The organism is Streptomyces sp. NPDC051664 (genome assembly GCF_044453545.1).
Taxonomy (GTDB): Bacteria; Actinomycetota; Actinomycetes; order Streptomycetales; family Streptomycetaceae; genus Streptomyces.
Map to the genome: position 1 here is coordinate 184,381 of NZ_JBITCU010000012.1, position 17,213 is coordinate 201,593.

The window sequence follows — 17,213 nt, forward strand, 5'->3', positions numbered from 1 at the left end:
GCGCTCCCGGCTGGCGATGCTGGTCGCGACCGCGGTGGCGGTCGCGGTGGCGGCGGTGGCCCTGGCCTGCTGGCTGACCACGCGGGACCGGCTGATCGAGCAGCTCGACTCGAGTCTGCGACAGGTCCGTCCCAGTGGGGCCGACGTCGACGTTCTCACGCGGGCCTGCGCCGAGCCGGACGCAGTACTGGTCTTCCCCACGTCCTACACGCTCCAGCTGGTGCTGGCGACGAGTACGACGCCCTGCACCCAGCCGGAGAAGTCCCCGATCCCGGTGCTGCTCGCCGACCGGGCCGTTGCCGCCGGGGTGCGGAGGGACGCGGTGCACACCACCGAGGCGAAGGACGGCACCGAGATGCGCGTCTACACCTCGACCGTTCACGGTCCGGGAAGCCGGCCCGGGATCGCCGTATCCGTGGCCCTGCCCATGAAACAGGTCACCGACCCCCTCGACCAGCTGGCGCTCGTCCTCCTCTCCGTCTCCGGCATCGGTGTCATCGGCGCGGGCGCCGCCGGGCTGTGGGTCGCCCGCACCGGCCTGCGCCCCGTCGACGAGCTCACCGAGGCCGTCGAGCATGTCGCCCGCACCGAGGACCTCGCACTCCGCATCCCGGTCGAGGGCGAGGACGAGATCGCCCGGCTGTCCCGCTCCTTCAACTCGATGACCGCCTCCCTCGCCACGTCCCGCGACCGGCAGGCCCAGCTGATCGCGGACGCCGGGCACGAGCTGCGGACCCCGCTGACCTCGTTGCGTACGAACGTGGAACTGCTCGCCCGCAGCGAGGAGACCGGCCGGCCGATCCCGCCGGACGACCGCAGGGCGCTGATGAAGTCGGTCACGGCGCAGATGACCGAGCTGGCGTCGCTCATCGGCGACCTCCAGGAACTGGCCCGCCCGGACGCGGCCCAGCCCGGCCCGCTCCAGGTCGTCGGCCTGCACGACATCGCCTCCGCCGCACTGGAACGGGCACGGCTCCGCGGCCCGGAGCTGACCATCACCGCGGACCTCGAACCCTGGTACGTACGGGCCGAGCCGGCGGCACTGGAGCGGGCGGTCGTCAACGTCCTCGACAACGCGGTGAAGTTCAGCCCGCAGCACGGCACGATCGCCGTGGCCCTGCACGGCGGGGAGCTGACCGTACTGGACCAGGGCCCGGGCATCCCCGAAGAGGAACTCCCGTACGTCTTCGAGCGCTTCTGGCGCTCCCCGTCCGCCCGCCAGCTGCCGGGTTCGGGCCTGGGCCTGTCGATCGTCGCGCGCACGGTCCAGCAGGCGGGCGGCGAGGTCGCGCTGCGCCAGGCGCCCGGCGGCGGCACGGAGGCAGCGATCCGGCTGCCGGGCGCCCCGCAGCCGCCGCCGGAGTCCACCTGAGCCGCCCCGGCGACCGCTCAGGCCCCGGAGTTGTGCCGGATCAGTGATGCGACCAGGCCGGGCCGGGTGGCGGGGAAGTCCAGCGGGACGATCCCGAGCCCTGTCCAGCCGGACGCCTCGGAACCGTCGAGGAACGACTGCACCTGCGGGTTCAGCCGGTCCGCGTTCCAGCGGGGCGGCATCAGGGCCGCCGTGCTCACGTAATTCATGAACAGCTTCCCGGGCTGCTGCGCGGCCTTGCGGAACTGGGACTCGATCTTCGGGTACTTGGCGAACGGCTCCGCCATGTAGTCGTCCTGGATGTCGAAGAGTGCGGGATCGGCGTAGCGGACGCCGGGCAGTCCGCCGTTGTCGGCGAGCAGCACGACCTTGCCGCGAGCCTCGCCCAGCGCGGGCAGCGCGGGGTCGATCCGGAACAGCGGCCGCCAGCCCTTGGCGTCGAGATACAGGTCGAAGATCCGCCGGAACTCGGCGTCGCTCGCCTCGGAGTACTCCTGCTTGACCCGCATCAGCACGGTCTCGGTCGGCCGCTCGGCCAGGAAGTCCCAGCAGGCGCCGAGGACGTCGCCGAACATCAGGTTCTGGTACGAGGCTCCGTGATGGATCGCGAAGGAGTCGCCGGTGACCCGGCACCGTACGTCCAGAAAGCGGATGCCGCTGCTGAGCTGCTCGGCGACGGTGGTGTTCTGGCACTCGGTCCACGGGCCGCCGTAGCGGGCGCCGGAGTCGTGTGTTCCGGGGATGGTCAGGCGCTGTACGGGGGTGGCGTCGGCGAGGCCGGCCATCCAGTCCTGCGTGGTGAGAGCTGCCCGCCGGGCTGCGGCGGTCGCGGGTTCCGTCCCGACGAGAGCGGTGGCGGAGAGGGCGAGTGCGCCGGTTAAGAAGGTTCTGCGAGTGCTCATACGGGTGCCTCCGTCGGCTGCGTGGGGGGTCAGCCTTCGGAGTATGACGGGTACACGCCATAACAGGAACGGGGCCGCACCGCCGGGACACGGGAGCCCGGCCGCCCCTAGACCGCGGCCGGGCCCGTCGCCTGACGTACCGCCGCCACCGTGCTCGCCTCCACCGCGGCGACGCCCGCTTCGCTCGCCGGCCCCAGGCCGTGGCGGGCGGCGAGCCATGAGGCGTCGTTGCAGGTCACCCAGGTGTCGCCGGCGGCATCCTGCCAGGCCAGCGCCTTTGACGGGAGGTCGATGCCGGCGGTCTGCCGGTCCTGCATCAACTGCGTGCCACCCTCGGGCTTGCCGAAGATGAGCAGCTCGGTCGGCCTGAGTTCCAGACCGATGCGGGCGGCGTGGTCCGCATGGTCGATCCGTGCGAACACCTGGAAGCCCGAGGCGGTGATCGCCTCCTGGAGCCGGTCGATCGTTTCGCGGACGGACCCGTTGCAGGCGACGGTGACCAGGCCGTCGTCCACGTCCACGTCTGCTTCGGCTTCTGCAGTCATGTTCCGACACTAGGCGAGGCCCGGGCCCGAACCCGTGACGACAGCGGGGGGGGGGGGGGGGGGGGGGGGGGCCCGCCCCCCCCCCCCCCCCCCCCCCCCCCCCCCCCGCCCGTGCGCGAGATCAGCCGCCGGACCCCTGGCCGTCAGCGGCCGACGAGCACCAGCGCCTGATCGAGCGCCTGCAGAAAGCGGTTGGTGGTCACACGGTCGCGTACGGCCAGCCGCAGCCACTCGGGGCCGAGCCCCGGAAAAGTGTCGCCGCGCCGCGCCGCGAACCCGAGCGTACGCAGCCGCTCCCGCACCTGCGCGCCCCGCTCCAGCCGGACCAGCACGAACGGCCCGTCGGCAGGCTCAGCCACCCGCACCTCGGCGAACTCCATGAGACCCGCGACCAGATGGGCCCGGTCCACCGCGACCCGGTCCGCCGCGGCGGCCGCCTCGGCCAGTGCCCGCGGCTCCATGCACGCCTCGGCCGCCGCCAGCGCCGGCGAGGACACCGGCCACAGCGGCTGGGCCTCCTGCAGTGCGCCGATGGTCTCCGGAGCGGCCAGTACGTAACCGATCCGCAGCCCCGCCAGCCCCCACGTCTTGGTGAGGCTGCGCAGCACGACGAGGCCAGGGATGTCCGTACGCCCGCACAGCGCCTCGCGCTCGCCCGGGACCGCGTCCATGAATGCCTCGTCGACCACCAACGTCCGTCCGCGGCGCGCCAGTTTCTCCAGTGCGGCCGCCGGATGCAGGACCGACGTCGGGTTGGTCGGATTGCCGACCACCACCAGATCCGCCTCATCGGGCACGGCCGCCGGATCCAGCCGGAAGCCGTCCTCGGCGCGCAGCAGCACCCGCCCCACCTCGTGCCCGGCCGCGCGTAGCGCCGCCTCGGGCTCGGTGAACTGCGGATGGACGACGACCGGCCGCCGGGCCGGCAGCGCCCGGGCGATCAGCACGAACGCCTCCGCCGCACCCGCCGTCAACAACACCCGCTCCACCGGCAACCCGTGCCGTTGCGCGACCGCGGCCCGCGCCGGGCCCCCGTCCGGGTAGACGGCGAGCGTGGAGAGAGAGGCGGATATTCGTTCCCTCAGCCAGGCCGGGGGCGTATCCGTGCGTACGTTGACGGCGAGATCCGTCAGATCCCGGCCGCGTACCTCCGCGTCACCGTGATGCCGCAGATCGTGCCCGCCCGCGCTGTTCACGTCGGGACTCTCAGTGGGAGTGTGCATGACTTCCAGGGGGGTGTGGGGGGGCGAGTTCATGACCGTGGGTGGAGCGACAGCAGGACGACTATGTGCCCGCCACCGGGCTCCACGCAACGGTCGGATCCGGATGCGCGTGCTACGCCCGCCGGGCCACCGCACACGTCACCTTCCCGGTCCGCCCCCGGGGGGTCGACTTCCGCTTCGGTACGAGCAGTTCGTCCGCGCCGACGAGCGCCGCCGCCTCCGCGACCGACGGCGTGCCGACCGCTGCGAGTGACACACCCGACGGATTCGGCACGACGACCGCGGCCAGCTCGTCCGCGCGGTACGCACGCACCGGTACGCCCAGCCGCGCCGCAGCGCCGACGATCCCCGGCTCGTCCGCCTTGGCGTCGACGGTCGCCAACTCCACGACGCTGCGAGGCGGGAGACCGGCCTCGCGCAGTACGGAAAGGACGAGCCCCAGCACTTCGTCGACCGTCACACCGCTGCCCGCCCCGACCCCGACGACCAGCAGAGTCATGGGAGAAATCCTTTCGCGAACTCAAGGGACCGGGCGGGTCAGGGGATGCGGGCAGCGGGGTCGATCGGCCGGCAGGGGGCCGTGGCGGTGTTCGTCGCGCTCGGCGCGTTCCTGAAGAGCTCGGCGGGCGGCCGGGGCGCCCATCGCGTCACCGACCGCCGCCACCGTGGGCATCGCGGACGGACGGTGTCATCCCGCGGCCCGCTCGACGAACCGCCGGGCGATGCCTGGCGCCGAAGCCCAGTGCGTATGCAGATAGCTGGCATGGACGCCCTGTTGTACGAAGCCCTCCACACGCCGCTCCGGCAGATGCATGCCCCATGCAGGCGCGGAACCGGCACCCGGCTCCAGCACCGTCCGGTGGAACTCGTGCCCACGCAGCCGTGTGCCGACCGCGGCCAGCGCACTGTCGGTGATCGCGACGGCCTCCCGGTAACCGAGCGTCAGCCGCTTCGACATCCGGCCCTCGGCGTCGAGCACCCCGCACATCGGCAGTCCGTCGAGCGAACGCGACAGATAGAGCAGCCCGGCGCACTCGGCGGCGACGGGTGCGCCGGCGGCCGCGAGATCGGCAACGGCCTTGCGGAGCGGCTCGTTGGCGGACAGCTCGGGGGCGTACACCTCCGGGAACCCGCCGCCGATCACGAGACCCCGGGTGCCCTCGGGCAGCGCCACGTCCCGCAGCGGATCGAACGTCACGACCTCGGCCCCGGCGGCGGCGAGGAGTTCGCTGTGCTCCGCGTAGGAGAAGGTGAACGCGGGCCCCCCGGCGACGGCAATGACGGGCCGGTCACGACCGGACCCGTCCGGGCCACCACCCTCCGGCCCGTCCGGCGTCCGAGTACCGGGGCCCGGGGCGGAGCCCCGGTTCCGGGCGGGACCGGGCAGGGGAACAGCCGTGTCGCAGGCATCCCCGCCCCCCACCGCACCCCGCACGGCCTCCACCGGATCCCACGCCCCGGAGCCCGCAGGCGACCGGGGTGCCGACCGCGCCAACGCCATCAACGCGTCCAGATCACACCCGTCGCCCACCTGAGCGCCCATCGCCGCGACCGCGGCCACCGCGTCGCCGCGCCGTTCGGCCACCGGCACCAGTCCCAGATGCCGCGAGGGCGTGGCCACCTGCTCGGCCCGCCGCAGCACCCCCATCACCGGCACACCGGACTCGTCCAGCGCATCCCGCAGCAGCATCTCGTGCCGGTCCGAGCCGACCTTGTTGAGGATCACCCCGCTGATCCGTACCTCCGGATCCCACGAGGCGAAGCCGTGCACCAGCGCGGCGACCGACCGCGACTGCGACGACGCGTCCACGACCAGCACCACCGGCGCCTGCAGCAACTTCGCGACATGGGCGGTCGACGCCAACTCGCCCTGCCCGGAGGCACCGTCGTACAGCCCCATCACGCCCTCGACGATCGCCAGGTCGCACCCACGCGCCCCGTGCGCGAACAACGGAGCGACCAGTTCGGGCCCGCACATGTACGCGTCGAGGTTGCGCCCCGCCCGCCCGGTGGCCAGCGAGTGATAGCCGGGGTCGATGTAGTCGGGTCCGACCTTGTGCGGCGACACGGCGAGACCGCGCCGGGTGAAGGCCGCCATCAGACCCGTCGCCACGGTGGTCTTGCCGCTGCCGGAGGCCGGCGCGGCAATCACCAGTCGCGGAATCGTCACCACTCGATGCCCCTCTGGCCCTTCTGCCCGGCGTCCATCGGGTGCTTCACCTTCGACATGTCGGTCACCAGGTCGGCGGCCTCGACGAGCTTCTCCGGGGCATTGCGCCCGGTGATCACCACATGCTGCGTGCCGGGACGGTTGCGCATCACCTCGACCACCTCGTCGGTGTCGATCCAGCCCCAGTGCATCGGGTACGCGAACTCGTCGAGGACATACAGCTTGTACGTCTCGGCAGCCAGGTCACGCTTGACCTGCTCCCAGCCCTCCCGGGCCTTCTCCTCGTTGTCCGCGTTGTCGCCGTGCAGGCCGCGCTGCACCCACGACCAGCCCTCACCCATCTTGTGCCAGGCGACCGTGCCGCCCTCACCGCTCGCGCCGAGCACCTTCAGAGCGTTCTCCTCGCCGACCTTCCACTTCGCCGACTTGACGAACTGGAACACCCCGATCGGCCAGCCCTGGTTCCAGGCGCGCAGTGCGAGTCCGAACGCGGCCGTCGACTTGCCCTTGCCGATACCGGTGTGGACGAAGAGCAGCGGACGGTTGCGGCGCTGGCGAGTCGTCAGCCCGTCGTCCGGCACGGTGGTCGGCTGTCCCTGCGGCATCAAGCTGCCCTCCTGTTGGATCCGTTGGTTCCCTGGGTTCCCTGAACGTCCCTGACGAGTCCGGCGATCGAGTCGGCCCGCAGCTCGTCGAGCGTGACGGCGGTGCCGCCGAGATCGCGCGCCAACCGGCCGGCCAGCCCGAGCCGCACGACCCCCGACTCGCAGTCCACGACGACGGACGCCGTGCCCTCGGCCTCGTGCAGCCGGGCGGCCCGCGCGGCCAGCGCCACCGGGTCGGGGCCACCGGTCGCCCGTCCGTCCGTCACCACGACCAGCAGCGGCCGCCGCGACGGATCACGCAGCCGCTCCACCCGCAGCACGTCATGGGCCTTCAGCAGCCCGGCCGCGAGGGGGGTACGTCCACCGGTCGGCAGGGTCTCCAGGCGTGCGGCGGCCGTGTCCACGGACGACGTCGGCGGCAGCGCCACTTCGGCGCCCTTGCCCCGGAAGGTGATCAGACCGACCTTGTCCCGCCGCTGGTACGCGTCCAGCAGCAGCGACAGCACCGCGCCCTTCACAGCGCCCATGCGCTGCCGGGCGGCCATCGACCCGGATCCGTCCACGACGAAGAGCACCAGGTTCCCCTCGCGCCCCTCCCTGGTGGCCTGCCGCAGATCGTCGCGCCGCACCACGAGGCCGCGCCCGGTGCGTCCGCGCGCATGCTGGTGCGGGGCGGCGGCCTGCACGGTCGCCGTCAGATGCAGCTTGGTCAGCAGCCCCTCGGGCCGCCGCGCACCGGTCGTGCGACCGTGCTCGGTACGCGCCCGGGACCGCCGCCCCGCGGCACCCTCGCCGATCCCCGGCACGCTGAGCATCTTCGTCCGGAACGGCTCTGCAGCTCGTACGGGCTGCTGCTCACCGCCCCCGGCCGGGCGGCCCTGCGAGGGGAGTCCGGGCGTGTCGCCGTCCCCCGCCTCGGGCTGCGGCGGCGTGTCGGGCCCGTCCCCCTGCGGCGGCCGCCCACCCCCACCCGGCCCGTCCGGATCGGGGTCGTCCCCGCCGCCGTCCCCTTCACCGCTGTTCTGCTCCAGCGTGTCGTCGAGCTTGTCCTCGTCGAGACCGGGCGCGTCGAACGGGTTGCGGCGGCGGCGGTGCGGGAGCGCGAGGAGCGCTGCCTGGCGGACGTCCTCGGCGAGCACGTCGGTACGGCCCGCCCACGCGGCCAGTGCGGACGCGGTACGGGCCATCACGATGTCGGCGCGCATCCCGTCGACCTCGAAGGCCGCACAGGTGGCGGCGATCTGCCGCAGCGCACGGTCCCCGAGCGCCACCTGAGGAAGCAGCGCCCGCGCGGCAACGATCCGCTCCCGCAACGCACCTTCCTCATCGGCCCACCGGGCGGCGAACCCGGCCGGATCGTCGTCGTACGCGAGCCGCCGCCGCACCACCTCGACCCGCTGGTCGGTCTCGCGCGACGCCGCGACCTCGACGGTCAGCCCGAACCGGTCGAGCAACTGCGGCCGCAGCTCGCCCTCTTCGGGGTTCATCGTCCCGACGAGCAGGAACCGCGCGGCATGCCGCACGGAGACGCCTTCGCGCTCCACGTAGGAGGCGCCCATGGCCGCCGCATCCAGCAGCAGGTCCACCAGGTGGTCGTGGAGCAGGTTGACCTCGTCGACGTACAGGATTCCGCGGTGTGCGTCGGCGAGGAGCCCCGGCTCGAACGCCTTGACCCCCTCGGCGAGCGCCCGCTCGATGTCGAGCGCCCCGACGAGCCGGTCCTCGGAGGCGCCCACCGGCAGCTCCACGGTCCGAGCCGCCCGCGACACGCCGGCCCCGGCCTCGTGAGGCCCATCGGGACACGCGGGATCGGGCGACACCGGGTCGCACGAGAACCGGCACCCGGAGACGACGTCGACCTCGGGCATGAGCGCGGCAAGCGCCCGCACGGCGGTGGACTTGGCGGTCCCCTTCTCCCCACGCACGAGCACACCACCGACAGCGGGCGAAACGGCGTTCAGCAACAATCCGAGCCGCAGATCGTCCTGCCCGACGATGGCGGTGAAGGGGTACGGGGTACTCACAAGGTCTCCTTGACGACGTCATCCATCCATGGACCGCATTCCAGCCCGTCCGGCGCTTGAGGACCGGGGCCCGGGGCGGAGCCCCGGTTACGGGAAGGGGCGGGGCGGGGAGGAAAGCCCGCCGCAGGCGTTCCCTTCACGCCAACCCCCCAGCCACCCCAGCGCCTCGCACCCCACGGGCCGCCGGTACCTCCGGGGCACCGGGGCCCACGAACGGCAGTCCCTCCGGCACCCCCGCCTCGATCAGCCGCATCAGCGCCCCCGTATCCGCATGCTCCTCGATCAAATCCCCCAGCCGGTCCAACTGCTCCTCCCGCAGCGCCCCGAAATTCGTGTCCGGCGCCGGCACGAACCGCCGCCCGGCAGCCTCCGCGACCTCCACCAGGAACCGCCGCCGGAAGCCATCGCTCTCCAGCGAGCCGTGCCAGTGCGTCCCCCACACCGCCCCCACCCGGCACCCGTCCAGGAACGGCTCGCCGCCCCGCACATCGGCGACCCCGTGATGGATCTCGTACCCCTCCACCGGCTCCCCGAGCGCCGAACCGACCGGCCGGGCCAGGGTCTTCTCCCGGTCGAACCGGATCCGTACCGGAAGCAGCCCGAGCCCGTCGACCTGCCCGGCCCGCGACTCCACCTCGTCCTCGATGCGCTCACCGAGCACCTGGAACCCGCCGCAGATGCCGAGCACCGGACGCCCCTGGGCAGCCCGCCGCAGCAGCGCGTCGGCCAGCCCCCGTTCGCGCAGCCAGGCCAGCGCCTTCACCGTGCCGCGCGTGCCGGGCACGATCACCAGGTCCGCGTCGGCCAGCTCCTCCGCCCGGTCCACGAACCGCACCACCACACCCGGTTCGGCGGCCAGCGCGTCCACATCGGTGAAGTTCGACATCAGCGGCACCGCGCACACCGCGACCCGCAGCACGTCCTCGCCGTGCGGCGGCGCGACGACCGACTCGCGTACGGCTCCGCGCAGCGAGACCCGCAGTCCGTCCTCCTCGTCGATGCCCAGGCCATGGGCGAACGGCAGCACCCCGTACGTCGGCCGCCCGGTCAGCCCGTGCAGCATGTCGAGCCCCGGCTCCAGCAGCGACACGTCGCCGCGGAACTTGTTGACCAGATAGCCCGCGATCAGCGCCTGGTCCTCGGCGCTGAGCAGCGCCGTCGTACCGAAGAAGGAGGCGAAGACACCGCCGCGGTCGATGTCGCCGACGACGACCACCGGGAATCGCGCGGCCCGCGCGATCCCCATGTTCACGATGTCGGTGCGGCGCAGATTGATCTCGGCCGGGCTGCCCGCCCCCTCGCAGATCACCGCGTCATACGTGCCCCGAAGCTGCTCCAGACAGTCCACGACCGTGGAGAGCAGCGACTCCTGCCGCCCTCCGTGGTAGCCGCGTGCACTCATCTCGCCCACCGGCCTGCCCATCAGGACGACCTGGCTGGAGCGGTCGCTGCCGGGCTTGAGCAGTACCGGGTTCATCAGCGCGGTCGGCTCCACCCGGGCTGCCTGGGCCTGCATCGCCTGTGCACGTCCGATCTCCGCGCCCTCGCGGGTGACGAACGAGTTCAGCGACATGTTCTGCGCCTTGAACGGCGCGACCTTCACCCCCTGGCGCACCAGCCAGCGGCAGATGCCTGCTGTCACGACGCTCTTGCCCGCGTCCGACGTGGTTCCGGCGACCAGCAGTCCGCCGCTCATTCTCCGCTCCGTCCCGCGGCCCGGCGCCGCCCCGTGGACGACCGCCGTCCCGCGATCAGCCGGCCCGCCGCGCACACGCCGAGGGCCAGCACCCCCACCCGGCGCGACAGCCGCACCGCGCGCTCGATGTCCTCGGTCTCCACCGCACGGCCGGCCGCGCCGTTCAGCACCGGCCGGTGCTCGACACGGCCGCCGTACGCGAGGGTCCCGCCGAGCCGTACACCGAGCGCGCCCGCGAACGAGGCCTCCACCGGACCCGCGTTGGGGCTCGGGTGCTTGCCGGCGTCGGCCAGCCAGGCGCGTACCGCCCGACGTGGATGGCCCCCGGCAACCACGGCGAGCGCGGCCGTGAGCCGGGCACCGGGCCAGCCCACGACGTCGTCCAGCCGGGCCGAGGCCCAGCCGTAGCGCAGATGGCGGGGTGATTTGTGCCCGACCATGGCGTCGAGGGTGTTGACGGCCCGGAAAGCGACGAGTCCGGGCACGCCGCCCAGTGCGCCCCACACCAGCGCGCCGACCACCGCGTCGGAGGTGTTCTCGGCTACGGACTCCACCACGGCGCGGGCGATCTGCGGCCCGTCGAGGGAGTGCGGGTCGCGGCCGCACAGATGGGGGAGCCGCTCACGGGCCAGTGCGATGTCATCGGCGGCCAGCGCGCCGCCGATGGCGCGGGCCTCCCGCCCCAGCGATGTGCCGCCGACGACCGACCAGGTGGCGGCCGCGGTGAGGGCGACGGAGGCGGCGGGATGACGGCGCAGGGCACGGGCGGCCAGCGCGGCTCCAGCCGCGGCTCCTCCGGCGCAGACCAGGGTGTGCAGTGCGCCCCACCCGCGGTGGTCGCGCCACAGGCGGCGCTCGACGGCCGCGGCGGCCCGTCCGAACGCGGCGACCGGATGCCGTCGGCGGGGATCACCGAGCAGCTGATCGCCGATCAGACCGGCCGTGGCGCCGTACGCGAAGATGCGGTCGGCTCGCACCGCTCAGCCGGCCGTTGCGCCTCGAAGGACCTTCGTACAGCCGGCTCCCGGCGGGAGCGGCACAGAAACGGACGACGACGCACGGCAGCCGGGCATGGCGATATGTCCTCACTCAGGGTCCGCGCCCTGGTTCGACGTGACCGGCGGCGAGAGTCTCCTGGCTCCCGGATCCGCAGTTCCCCCGGCCTTCCAGCCCGCCTGCGCGAGCCGTGACTTCCGGTGTGGGGGACTGCTCCCCGGTGACAGTGGCGGGACCGCGCCGGATTCGCACCGGCTTCCTCTGCTGTCGCCGTAAATGGCTCCGGCAGTCCACCACGCTCCGCGAATGCCCGTCAACCTGGCCTTGACCTGCGGCGGCGCAGTGTGCGCAGACGCACATCGGGCCGGACACACGCGAGGTGTGTCCGGCCCGACGGGACCCCGATGACGGAGTGCGGTCAGGTGCTCAGGCGACGATCAGATAGATCCCGTACGCGACCGCGGCCGCGCAGAGCCCGAAGCAGAGGTACGCGCCGGTGCGGGCGAGTGCCAGGGAGCCTGAGGTCGAGCCGCCCTGCGCCGCCGGTTCCGGCTGCTTGGAGAGGCCGACGATGCCCAGGGTGAAGAGGCCCACCAGCGCCACGGTGACGACGAGGGAGACGCCGAAGACGGAGCCGAGAGCTGCCCAGTCGATGTTCATGGTGATCTGTCCTTACACCGTGGCGGGCCGCGCCGGATCGGCGACGGTTCCGGCCGGGGCCGGGATGGTGGTCTTGAGGTCCGTGGCTGCGGTCGCGTCCGCCGTGGTGGCCGGAGCCGCGGCCCCGGTGGGCGGCGGGGTGACGGCCGCCATGGCGGTGGTGATGACACCCGCCGGTTCGGCGGCGGGAGCGACATCGCCGTGACCGACCGGCTTGCGGCGGGACAGCAGCCAGATGGCGGCGGACCCGCCGATCAGCAGCATGGCGACGACGGCGACACCCCAGGTGCCCTGCTTGGTGAGGAATTCCGCGCCCGCACCGACCAGACCGGCGGCCGGCAGGGTCAGACCCCAGGCGATGAACATCCGGGTCGCGGTGGACCAGCGGACCACACCGCCCCGGCGGCCCAGCCCCGCACCCATCACGGCGCCGGAGCACGACTGGGTGGTGGAGAGGGAGAAGCCGAGGTGCGAGGAGGCCAGGATGACCGTGGCCGCGCTGGTCTGGGCGGCGAAGCCCTGCGGCGGCTTGAGTTCGGTGAGGCCACTGCCCATGGTGCGGATGATGCGCCAGCCGCCGAGGTAGGTGCCGAGCGCGATGGCCATACCCGCGGAGACGATGACCCAGACCGGCGGGTTGGAGCCGGGGGAGAGAACGCCGCCGGTGACCAGGGCCAGGGTGATGATGCCCATGGTCTTCTGCGCGTCGTTGGTGCCGTGGGCGAGCGAGACCAGTCCGGCCGAGGCGATCTGGCCGGCGCGGTAGCCCTTCGCGGTGGCCTTCCCCTGGGCGTCGTTACGGACCTTGCCGCCGATCCGGTACGTCAGCCTGGTCGCCAGCAGTGCGGCGAGACCGGCGACGACCGGGGCGGCGACCGCGGGGAGCAGCACCTTGGTGACGACGGTGCCGCCGTCGACCGAGGACCAGCCCGCCGACATCACCGCGGCGCCGATGAGACCGCCGAAGAGGGCGTGGGAGGAACTGGACGGCAGGCCGACCAGCCAGGTCAGCAGATTCCACAGAATGGCGCCGACGAGGGCCGCGAAGATGACTTCTGTCCGCAGCCCGTTCTCGTTGATGATCCCGCCGGAGATCGTTTTGGCGACCTCGACCGACAGGAACGCGCCGACCAGGTTGAGAGCGGCGGACATGGCCACCGCTGTCTTGGGTTTGAGAGCGCCGGTCGAGATGGTGGTAGCCATCGCGTTGGCGGTGTCATGGAAACCGTTCGTGAAATCGAACACTAGAGCTGTCACGATCACAATCGCGAGGAGCAGCGTGATGTGTTCCATTTACCCAGGCAATCGTTCGACGTCATTGGCTCGTGGACCGTAGGCAACCTGAGTGAACGGAAGATGAACTGGACGGGGCTCTGCGGTGACTCAAAACGGAGTGGTGTGGATCGTTTCGTCCGCCACGCGACAGCCTGAGGCCACCGCAGGGCGTGCGGTGGACGGAATTCGCCGCGCCGCCCCGTCCCGTGGACCGCCGATTCCGAGGGTGAATCCGCCGGAAAATCCCACAAAGAGATGTCGGTCACCCGACGGTCTGCTGCCGCGCCCGCCCCGCTGACAGGATTGCCCCATGAGCGATCGGGATGAGGACGGAAGCGGCGCAACAGCCGCGCAGGACACACAGGATGCACACGCCGCACATGACGCACAGGATGCCGTCGAGCAGGCCTGGCACGGCGTCGTCGCCACCGCCCGAAGGACCGCGGCGGAGGGCCTGGTCGTCGGGACCTCGGGGAATGTGTCGGCGCGGGTCGGCGACCTCGTCCTGGTCACACCGAGCGGTGTGCCCTACGACCGGCTCGGCCCCGGCGACACCGTCGCCGTCGACCTGGAGGGCCGGCAGGTCCTCGGCGAACTGGCCCCGACCAGTGAACTCCCGCTCCATCTGGCGGTCTACCGCAACAGCGACGCGGCCGCCGTCGTGCACACCCACGCCGTACACGCCACGGCCGTCTCCACTCTCGTCCTCGAGGTTCCGCTCGTGCACTACGCCGCCGCCATGCTCGGCGGCCCCGTCCGCACCGCGGCCTACGCGCGGTACGGAACGCAGGAGCTGGCCGACAACATGCTGGGCGCCCTGCGCGACCGCACCGGCTGTCTGCTCCGGAACCATGGGACCGTCACCTACGGATCCACCCTCGACGAGGCCTATGACCGCACCGCCCAGCTCGAATGGATGTGCAGGCTCTGGCTCACCGCCGGCTCCGTCCCCGGCCACTCCCCGTCCCTGCTCACCCCGGCCCAGCTGGACGAGGTGCAGGAGGCCCTGAAGGGATACGGGCAGCCCGGCTGACCGGGAGGGGTGCGCCGCGCCCCGCCACCGGACGGCCCCCGCCCACTGGCAGGGTGCGGCACACCCCCCGACACTGAAGCGGTGCGCCCGGCTACAGCGACGGCAGCGGCCGTCATCACCGTCCTCGGCGTCGGCGCGGCAGTGGTCGCGGCCGGCCGGTACGCCAGCGACGCCGCCCTCGGGGTGCCGTCCGGCCGTCCTCTCCCCGCCGACCGAAGGCTCACCGTGCACGCCACGGCGGCCGGACAGGTCACGCTCACCCGCTCCTTCGCCGCGCTCCGGCCCGGTACGTACGGACTGATGGGCGACGGCGTCCACGCCGTCGTCGGCCCGGTGATCGACCAGGCGCCGCACGCCGCCGACGCCGTCGTGCGCCGACTGGAACGCGTCAACAGCGGCAGCCTGGAACCCGGCACCCAGGTCCGGATCACCCCCGCGCTGTACAGCGGCGACCCGGGCACCGCCCTCGGCCTCGACCACCAGGACGTCGAGATCCCCGGCGAACTCGGCTCCCTGCCCGCCTGGTTCCTGCCCGGCCCCCGGGACACCTGGGTCATCACCGTGCACGGCCTCGGCACCACCCGCGAACACCCCATGAATGTCATGGAATTCCTGCACGGGCTGAGGCTCCCGGTGCTCGACCCGGCCTACCGCGGCGACCCCGGAGCCCCACGTTCCCCGGACGGCCTCGCCCACCTCGGCGAGTCCGAATGGCGAGACCTGGACGCGGCGATCCGCTTCGCCGTGCGGTACGGCGCCGAGAAGGTCGTCCTGCACGGCTGGTCCACGGGCGCCTCGATGGCCCTGCACGCGGCCGTCAACTCCGCGCTCCGCGACCGGGTCTGCGGCCTCGTCCTGGACTCCCCGGTGCTCGACTGGGCCACCACCCTGCGCGCCCTGGCCACCGCCCGCGGTGTCCCGTCCGCACTGTTGCCGCTCGCCGTCCGCGCCGCCCAGGGCCAGACCGGACTGCACGGAGCCAGGCTCCTCGACACCTCCCTCCCGCAGGCCCTGCACGTCCCGACGCTGATCTTCCACGGCCCCGACGACACCCTGGCGCCCTGGCAGCCGTCCCGGGATCTTGCCGCGCGCCGCCCCGACCTGGTCGCCCTGCACCCCGTACCGCAGGCTCCGCATGCGGCAATGTGGAATGCCGGCCCGGCCCGCTACGAAGAGGCCATGCGGCGCTTCCTCACGCCCCTGATGTGACCTGATGCGATGGATCAACCGGTTGGTCCGGCCCGGTCCACCGCCCCTTCCCTCGCGAATTCGGGTTCCGTTTGGGCTTTCGGGCCGTCAGAGGCAAGACTGCTCCCGTGACGTCCCGTACCCCGCGCGACTCCAGGCTGCGACTTGTCCGCCCGCGACCCCTTGCCACCGCCCGCAAGGCCGTGACCACCCGGCGCACCAGGTCGGCCCCCCGCCCGCCCGAGGGCACCCCGCCCCGTGCGGAACTGGCCCGCCAGGCCAGGGCCGCGCTGGCCGACGCCGTGCGGATCGCCCGCTGGGCCGCCGACGGCGCGAGCCCCGGCACGGCCCTGCTCACCGCCCATGCTCTCGAACGGGCCGCGGCCGCAATGGAATTGTCCCCGGCACAGGTGCGCTCCGGCTGGGACCGGGCCCGCCTGGCCGGCCTCGTGGAGCTGCACGGCGAGACCGCACGCCCGGGCTGGCGGCTGCGCGCCTGGGACCGCGACGACTCCGCCGTGCTCCGCGGCTGGGTGGCGCTCTTCGACGCCTGGTCGCTCGTCCACCCGGCGCCCGAGGACATCGAGGCCACCGCGGTCGCCGAGGCCGTCGAGGCCGTGCCCCAGGTGCTCTCCCTCCTCCAGCTCTCGGCGGGTCCGGTCACCGTGCCCGCCCTCCTCGATCTTCTCGGCCAGCGCGTCGCGGAACTCCATGAGGAGCGCTGCGAGGTGCCGTACGGGCCGCAGGTGCCGCCCGAACCGGCCGAACCCGCGCCCACCGCACACCCCGCCGCCCTGGTGGCGCGCCTCCTCGACTGGGCCCTGGAAGGGCTGGCAGCCGTCGGCGCGCTGACGCTCGGCGTCGGCCACGCCACCCTCACCCCGCTCGGCAACTGGGCGGTCTGGGTCAAGCTGGAACAGATCTGTGTCGCCGCCCAGAGCCCGGCCGGGAACATCGAGCAGTCCGCCGCCGACATGCTGCTCGGCTGCGCCCGGCTCACCCCGGGGCCGGCCCGCACCGAATACCGTGCCTGGCTCGCCGCCCGCCCCGTCGGCAGCGCCGTCGCCGAACTGCTCGCCGTCGCCCGCGGCGAGGACGCACTGCTGCGCGGACTCGCCTTCGAAGCGCTCCGGGTCGTCGGCGCCCCCGCCGAGCCCGTGGTGCGCTCCGTCGTCACCGATACGTCGCTGCGCCCGTACGCACTGATCTGGCTGGCCGAGTACGACGGAGCCGACCCCGAGGACGCCCAGGAGGTCCTCAGCCGCGAGGAATCCACCTGGCTCTGGGTCGACACCGCGGCGGCCGTCGCCGACCACGGTGAGACCGCGCTGCTGGTCCGCCATCTCGACTCGGCCGTCCAGGGCACCGTCCCCGCCCTGCTCGAAGAGGTACGGGCCGTCGGCCACCCGCGCACGGTCCAGGTGCTGGTGGCGCTGGCCGCCGCCCACCCGGATCCGGCCCTGGCCAAAGCCGTCCGCCGGGCGGCGTTCCAGGTGCACACCGGCGGCGCGTAGGCATTGGGGG

At 73.0% G+C, this 17,213-nt stretch carries 12 protein-coding genes, 2 pseudogenes and 1 riboswitch; of the genes and pseudogenes, 4 read left to right on the plus strand and 10 right to left on the minus strand.

Annotation, left to right across the window (positions count from 1 at the left end; translation table 11 throughout):
- Positions 1–16: 16 nt before the first annotated feature.
- Positions 17–1,372, plus strand: a complete 1,356-nt coding sequence (locus ACIA8E_RS23350) for a sensor histidine kinase (protein ID WP_399301313.1) — start codon at positions 17–19, stop codon at positions 1,370–1,372.
- Between the two features lie 17 nt (positions 1,373–1,389).
- Here the strand turns inward: ACIA8E_RS23350 and ACIA8E_RS23355 are convergent, their stop codons facing one another.
- From ACIA8E_RS23355 to ACIA8E_RS23400, 10 genes and pseudogenes are all read right to left on the minus strand, one after another.
- Positions 1,390–2,274 carry a phosphatidylinositol-specific phospholipase C gene (locus ACIA8E_RS23355; protein WP_399301251.1) on the minus strand — a complete coding sequence of 295 codons (885 nt, stop codon included), beginning with the start codon at positions 2,272–2,274 and terminating at the stop codon, positions 1,390–1,392.
- Between the two features lie 107 nt (positions 2,275–2,381).
- On the minus strand, positions 2,382–2,819 hold the full coding sequence (locus tag ACIA8E_RS23360) for a DUF302 domain-containing protein (protein WP_399301252.1): 438 nt from the start codon (positions 2,817–2,819) through the stop codon (positions 2,382–2,384).
- A gap of 143 nt (positions 2,820–2,962) precedes the next feature.
- Positions 2,963–4,541: pseudogene (gene cobC, locus ACIA8E_RS23365) on the minus strand (Rv2231c family pyridoxal phosphate-dependent protein CobC).
- A gap of 189 nt (positions 4,542–4,730) precedes the next feature.
- A complete protein-coding gene (locus ACIA8E_RS23370; protein ID WP_399301253.1) occupies positions 4,731–6,215 on the minus strand; it encodes a cobyrinate a,c-diamide synthase in 1,485 nt (494 codons plus the stop codon).
- Complete coding sequence (gene cobO / locus ACIA8E_RS23375) at positions 6,209–6,817, minus strand: cob(I)yrinic acid a,c-diamide adenosyltransferase (RefSeq protein ID WP_030920034.1); 609 nt, start codon at positions 6,815–6,817, stop codon at positions 6,209–6,211. The genes ACIA8E_RS23370 and cobO overlap by 7 nt, the downstream gene beginning before the upstream one ends.
- Positions 6,817–8,841 carry a putative cobaltochelatase gene (locus ACIA8E_RS23380; RefSeq protein WP_399301254.1) on the minus strand — a complete coding sequence of 675 codons (2,025 nt, stop codon included), beginning with the start codon at positions 8,839–8,841 and terminating at the stop codon, positions 6,817–6,819. The genes cobO and ACIA8E_RS23380 overlap by 1 nt, the downstream gene beginning before the upstream one ends.
- A pseudogene (locus ACIA8E_RS23385) lies at positions 8,838–10,537 on the minus strand (cobyric acid synthase). Before ACIA8E_RS23385 ends, ACIA8E_RS23380 begins: the two are co-directional and overlap by 4 nt.
- Positions 10,534–11,514, minus strand: a complete 981-nt coding sequence (locus tag ACIA8E_RS23390; protein ID WP_399301255.1) for a cobalamin biosynthesis protein — start codon at positions 11,512–11,514, stop codon at positions 10,534–10,536. Before ACIA8E_RS23390 ends, ACIA8E_RS23385 begins: the two are co-directional and overlap by 4 nt.
- Before the next feature lie 150 nt (positions 11,515–11,664).
- Positions 11,665–11,796, minus strand: a riboswitch (cobalamin riboswitch).
- A gap of 163 nt (positions 11,797–11,959) precedes the next feature.
- Positions 11,960–12,193: a hypothetical protein gene (locus tag ACIA8E_RS23395; RefSeq protein WP_267005848.1), complete on the minus strand. Its 234-nt coding sequence runs from the start codon at positions 12,191–12,193 to the stop codon at positions 11,960–11,962.
- A 12-nt stretch (positions 12,194–12,205) separates the two neighbouring features.
- Positions 12,206–13,486 carry an anion permease gene (locus ACIA8E_RS23400; RefSeq protein ID WP_399301256.1) on the minus strand — a complete coding sequence of 427 codons (1,281 nt, stop codon included), beginning with the start codon at positions 13,484–13,486 and terminating at the stop codon, positions 12,206–12,208.
- 292 nt (positions 13,487–13,778) lie between these two features.
- On the opposite strand from ACIA8E_RS23400, the gene ACIA8E_RS23405 reads away from it, so the two are divergent.
- The 3 genes from ACIA8E_RS23405 to ACIA8E_RS23415 all read left to right on the plus strand — a co-directional run bounded on the left by ACIA8E_RS23405 (position 13,779) and on the right by ACIA8E_RS23415 (position 17,203).
- Positions 13,779–14,501: a class II aldolase/adducin family protein gene (locus ACIA8E_RS23405; protein WP_399301257.1), complete on the plus strand. Its 723-nt coding sequence runs from the start codon at positions 13,779–13,781 to the stop codon at positions 14,499–14,501.
- A gap of 81 nt (positions 14,502–14,582) precedes the next feature.
- On the plus strand, positions 14,583–15,710 hold the full coding sequence (locus ACIA8E_RS23410; RefSeq protein ID WP_399301258.1) for an alpha/beta hydrolase: 1,128 nt from the start codon (positions 14,583–14,585) through the stop codon (positions 15,708–15,710).
- Positions 15,711–15,892: 182 nt separating this feature from the next.
- Positions 15,893–17,203 carry a hypothetical protein gene (locus ACIA8E_RS23415; protein ID WP_399301314.1) on the plus strand — a complete coding sequence of 437 codons (1,311 nt, stop codon included), beginning with the start codon at positions 15,893–15,895 and terminating at the stop codon, positions 17,201–17,203.
- The last annotated feature ends 10 nt before the right edge of the window (positions 17,204–17,213 follow it).

What these genes read in the sequence shown, in the direction of transcription:
- ACIA8E_RS23395 (WP_267005848.1), bottom strand. Translation starts at nt 12,193, where the DNA reads ATGAACATCGACTGGGCAGCTCTCGGCTCCGTCTTCGGCGTCTCCCTC.
- ACIA8E_RS23405 (WP_399301257.1), top strand. Translation starts at nt 13,779, where the DNA reads ATGAGCGATCGGGATGAGGACGGAAGCGGCGCAACAGCCGCGCAGGAC.
- ACIA8E_RS23350 (WP_399301313.1), top strand. Translation starts at nt 17, where the DNA reads ATGCTGGTCGCGACCGCGGTGGCGGTCGCGGTGGCGGCGGTGGCCCTG.
- ACIA8E_RS23400 (WP_399301256.1), bottom strand. Translation starts at nt 13,486, where the DNA reads ATGGAACACATCACGCTGCTCCTCGCGATTGTGATCGTGACAGCTCTA.
- cobO (WP_030920034.1), bottom strand. Translation starts at nt 6,817, where the DNA reads ATGCCGCAGGGACAGCCGACCACCGTGCCGGACGACGGGCTGACGACT.
- ACIA8E_RS23355 (WP_399301251.1), bottom strand. Translation starts at nt 2,274, where the DNA reads ATGAGCACTCGCAGAACCTTCTTAACCGGCGCACTCGCCCTCTCCGCC.
- ACIA8E_RS23360 (WP_399301252.1), bottom strand. Translation starts at nt 2,819, where the DNA reads ATGACTGCAGAAGCCGAAGCAGACGTGGACGTGGACGACGGCCTGGTC.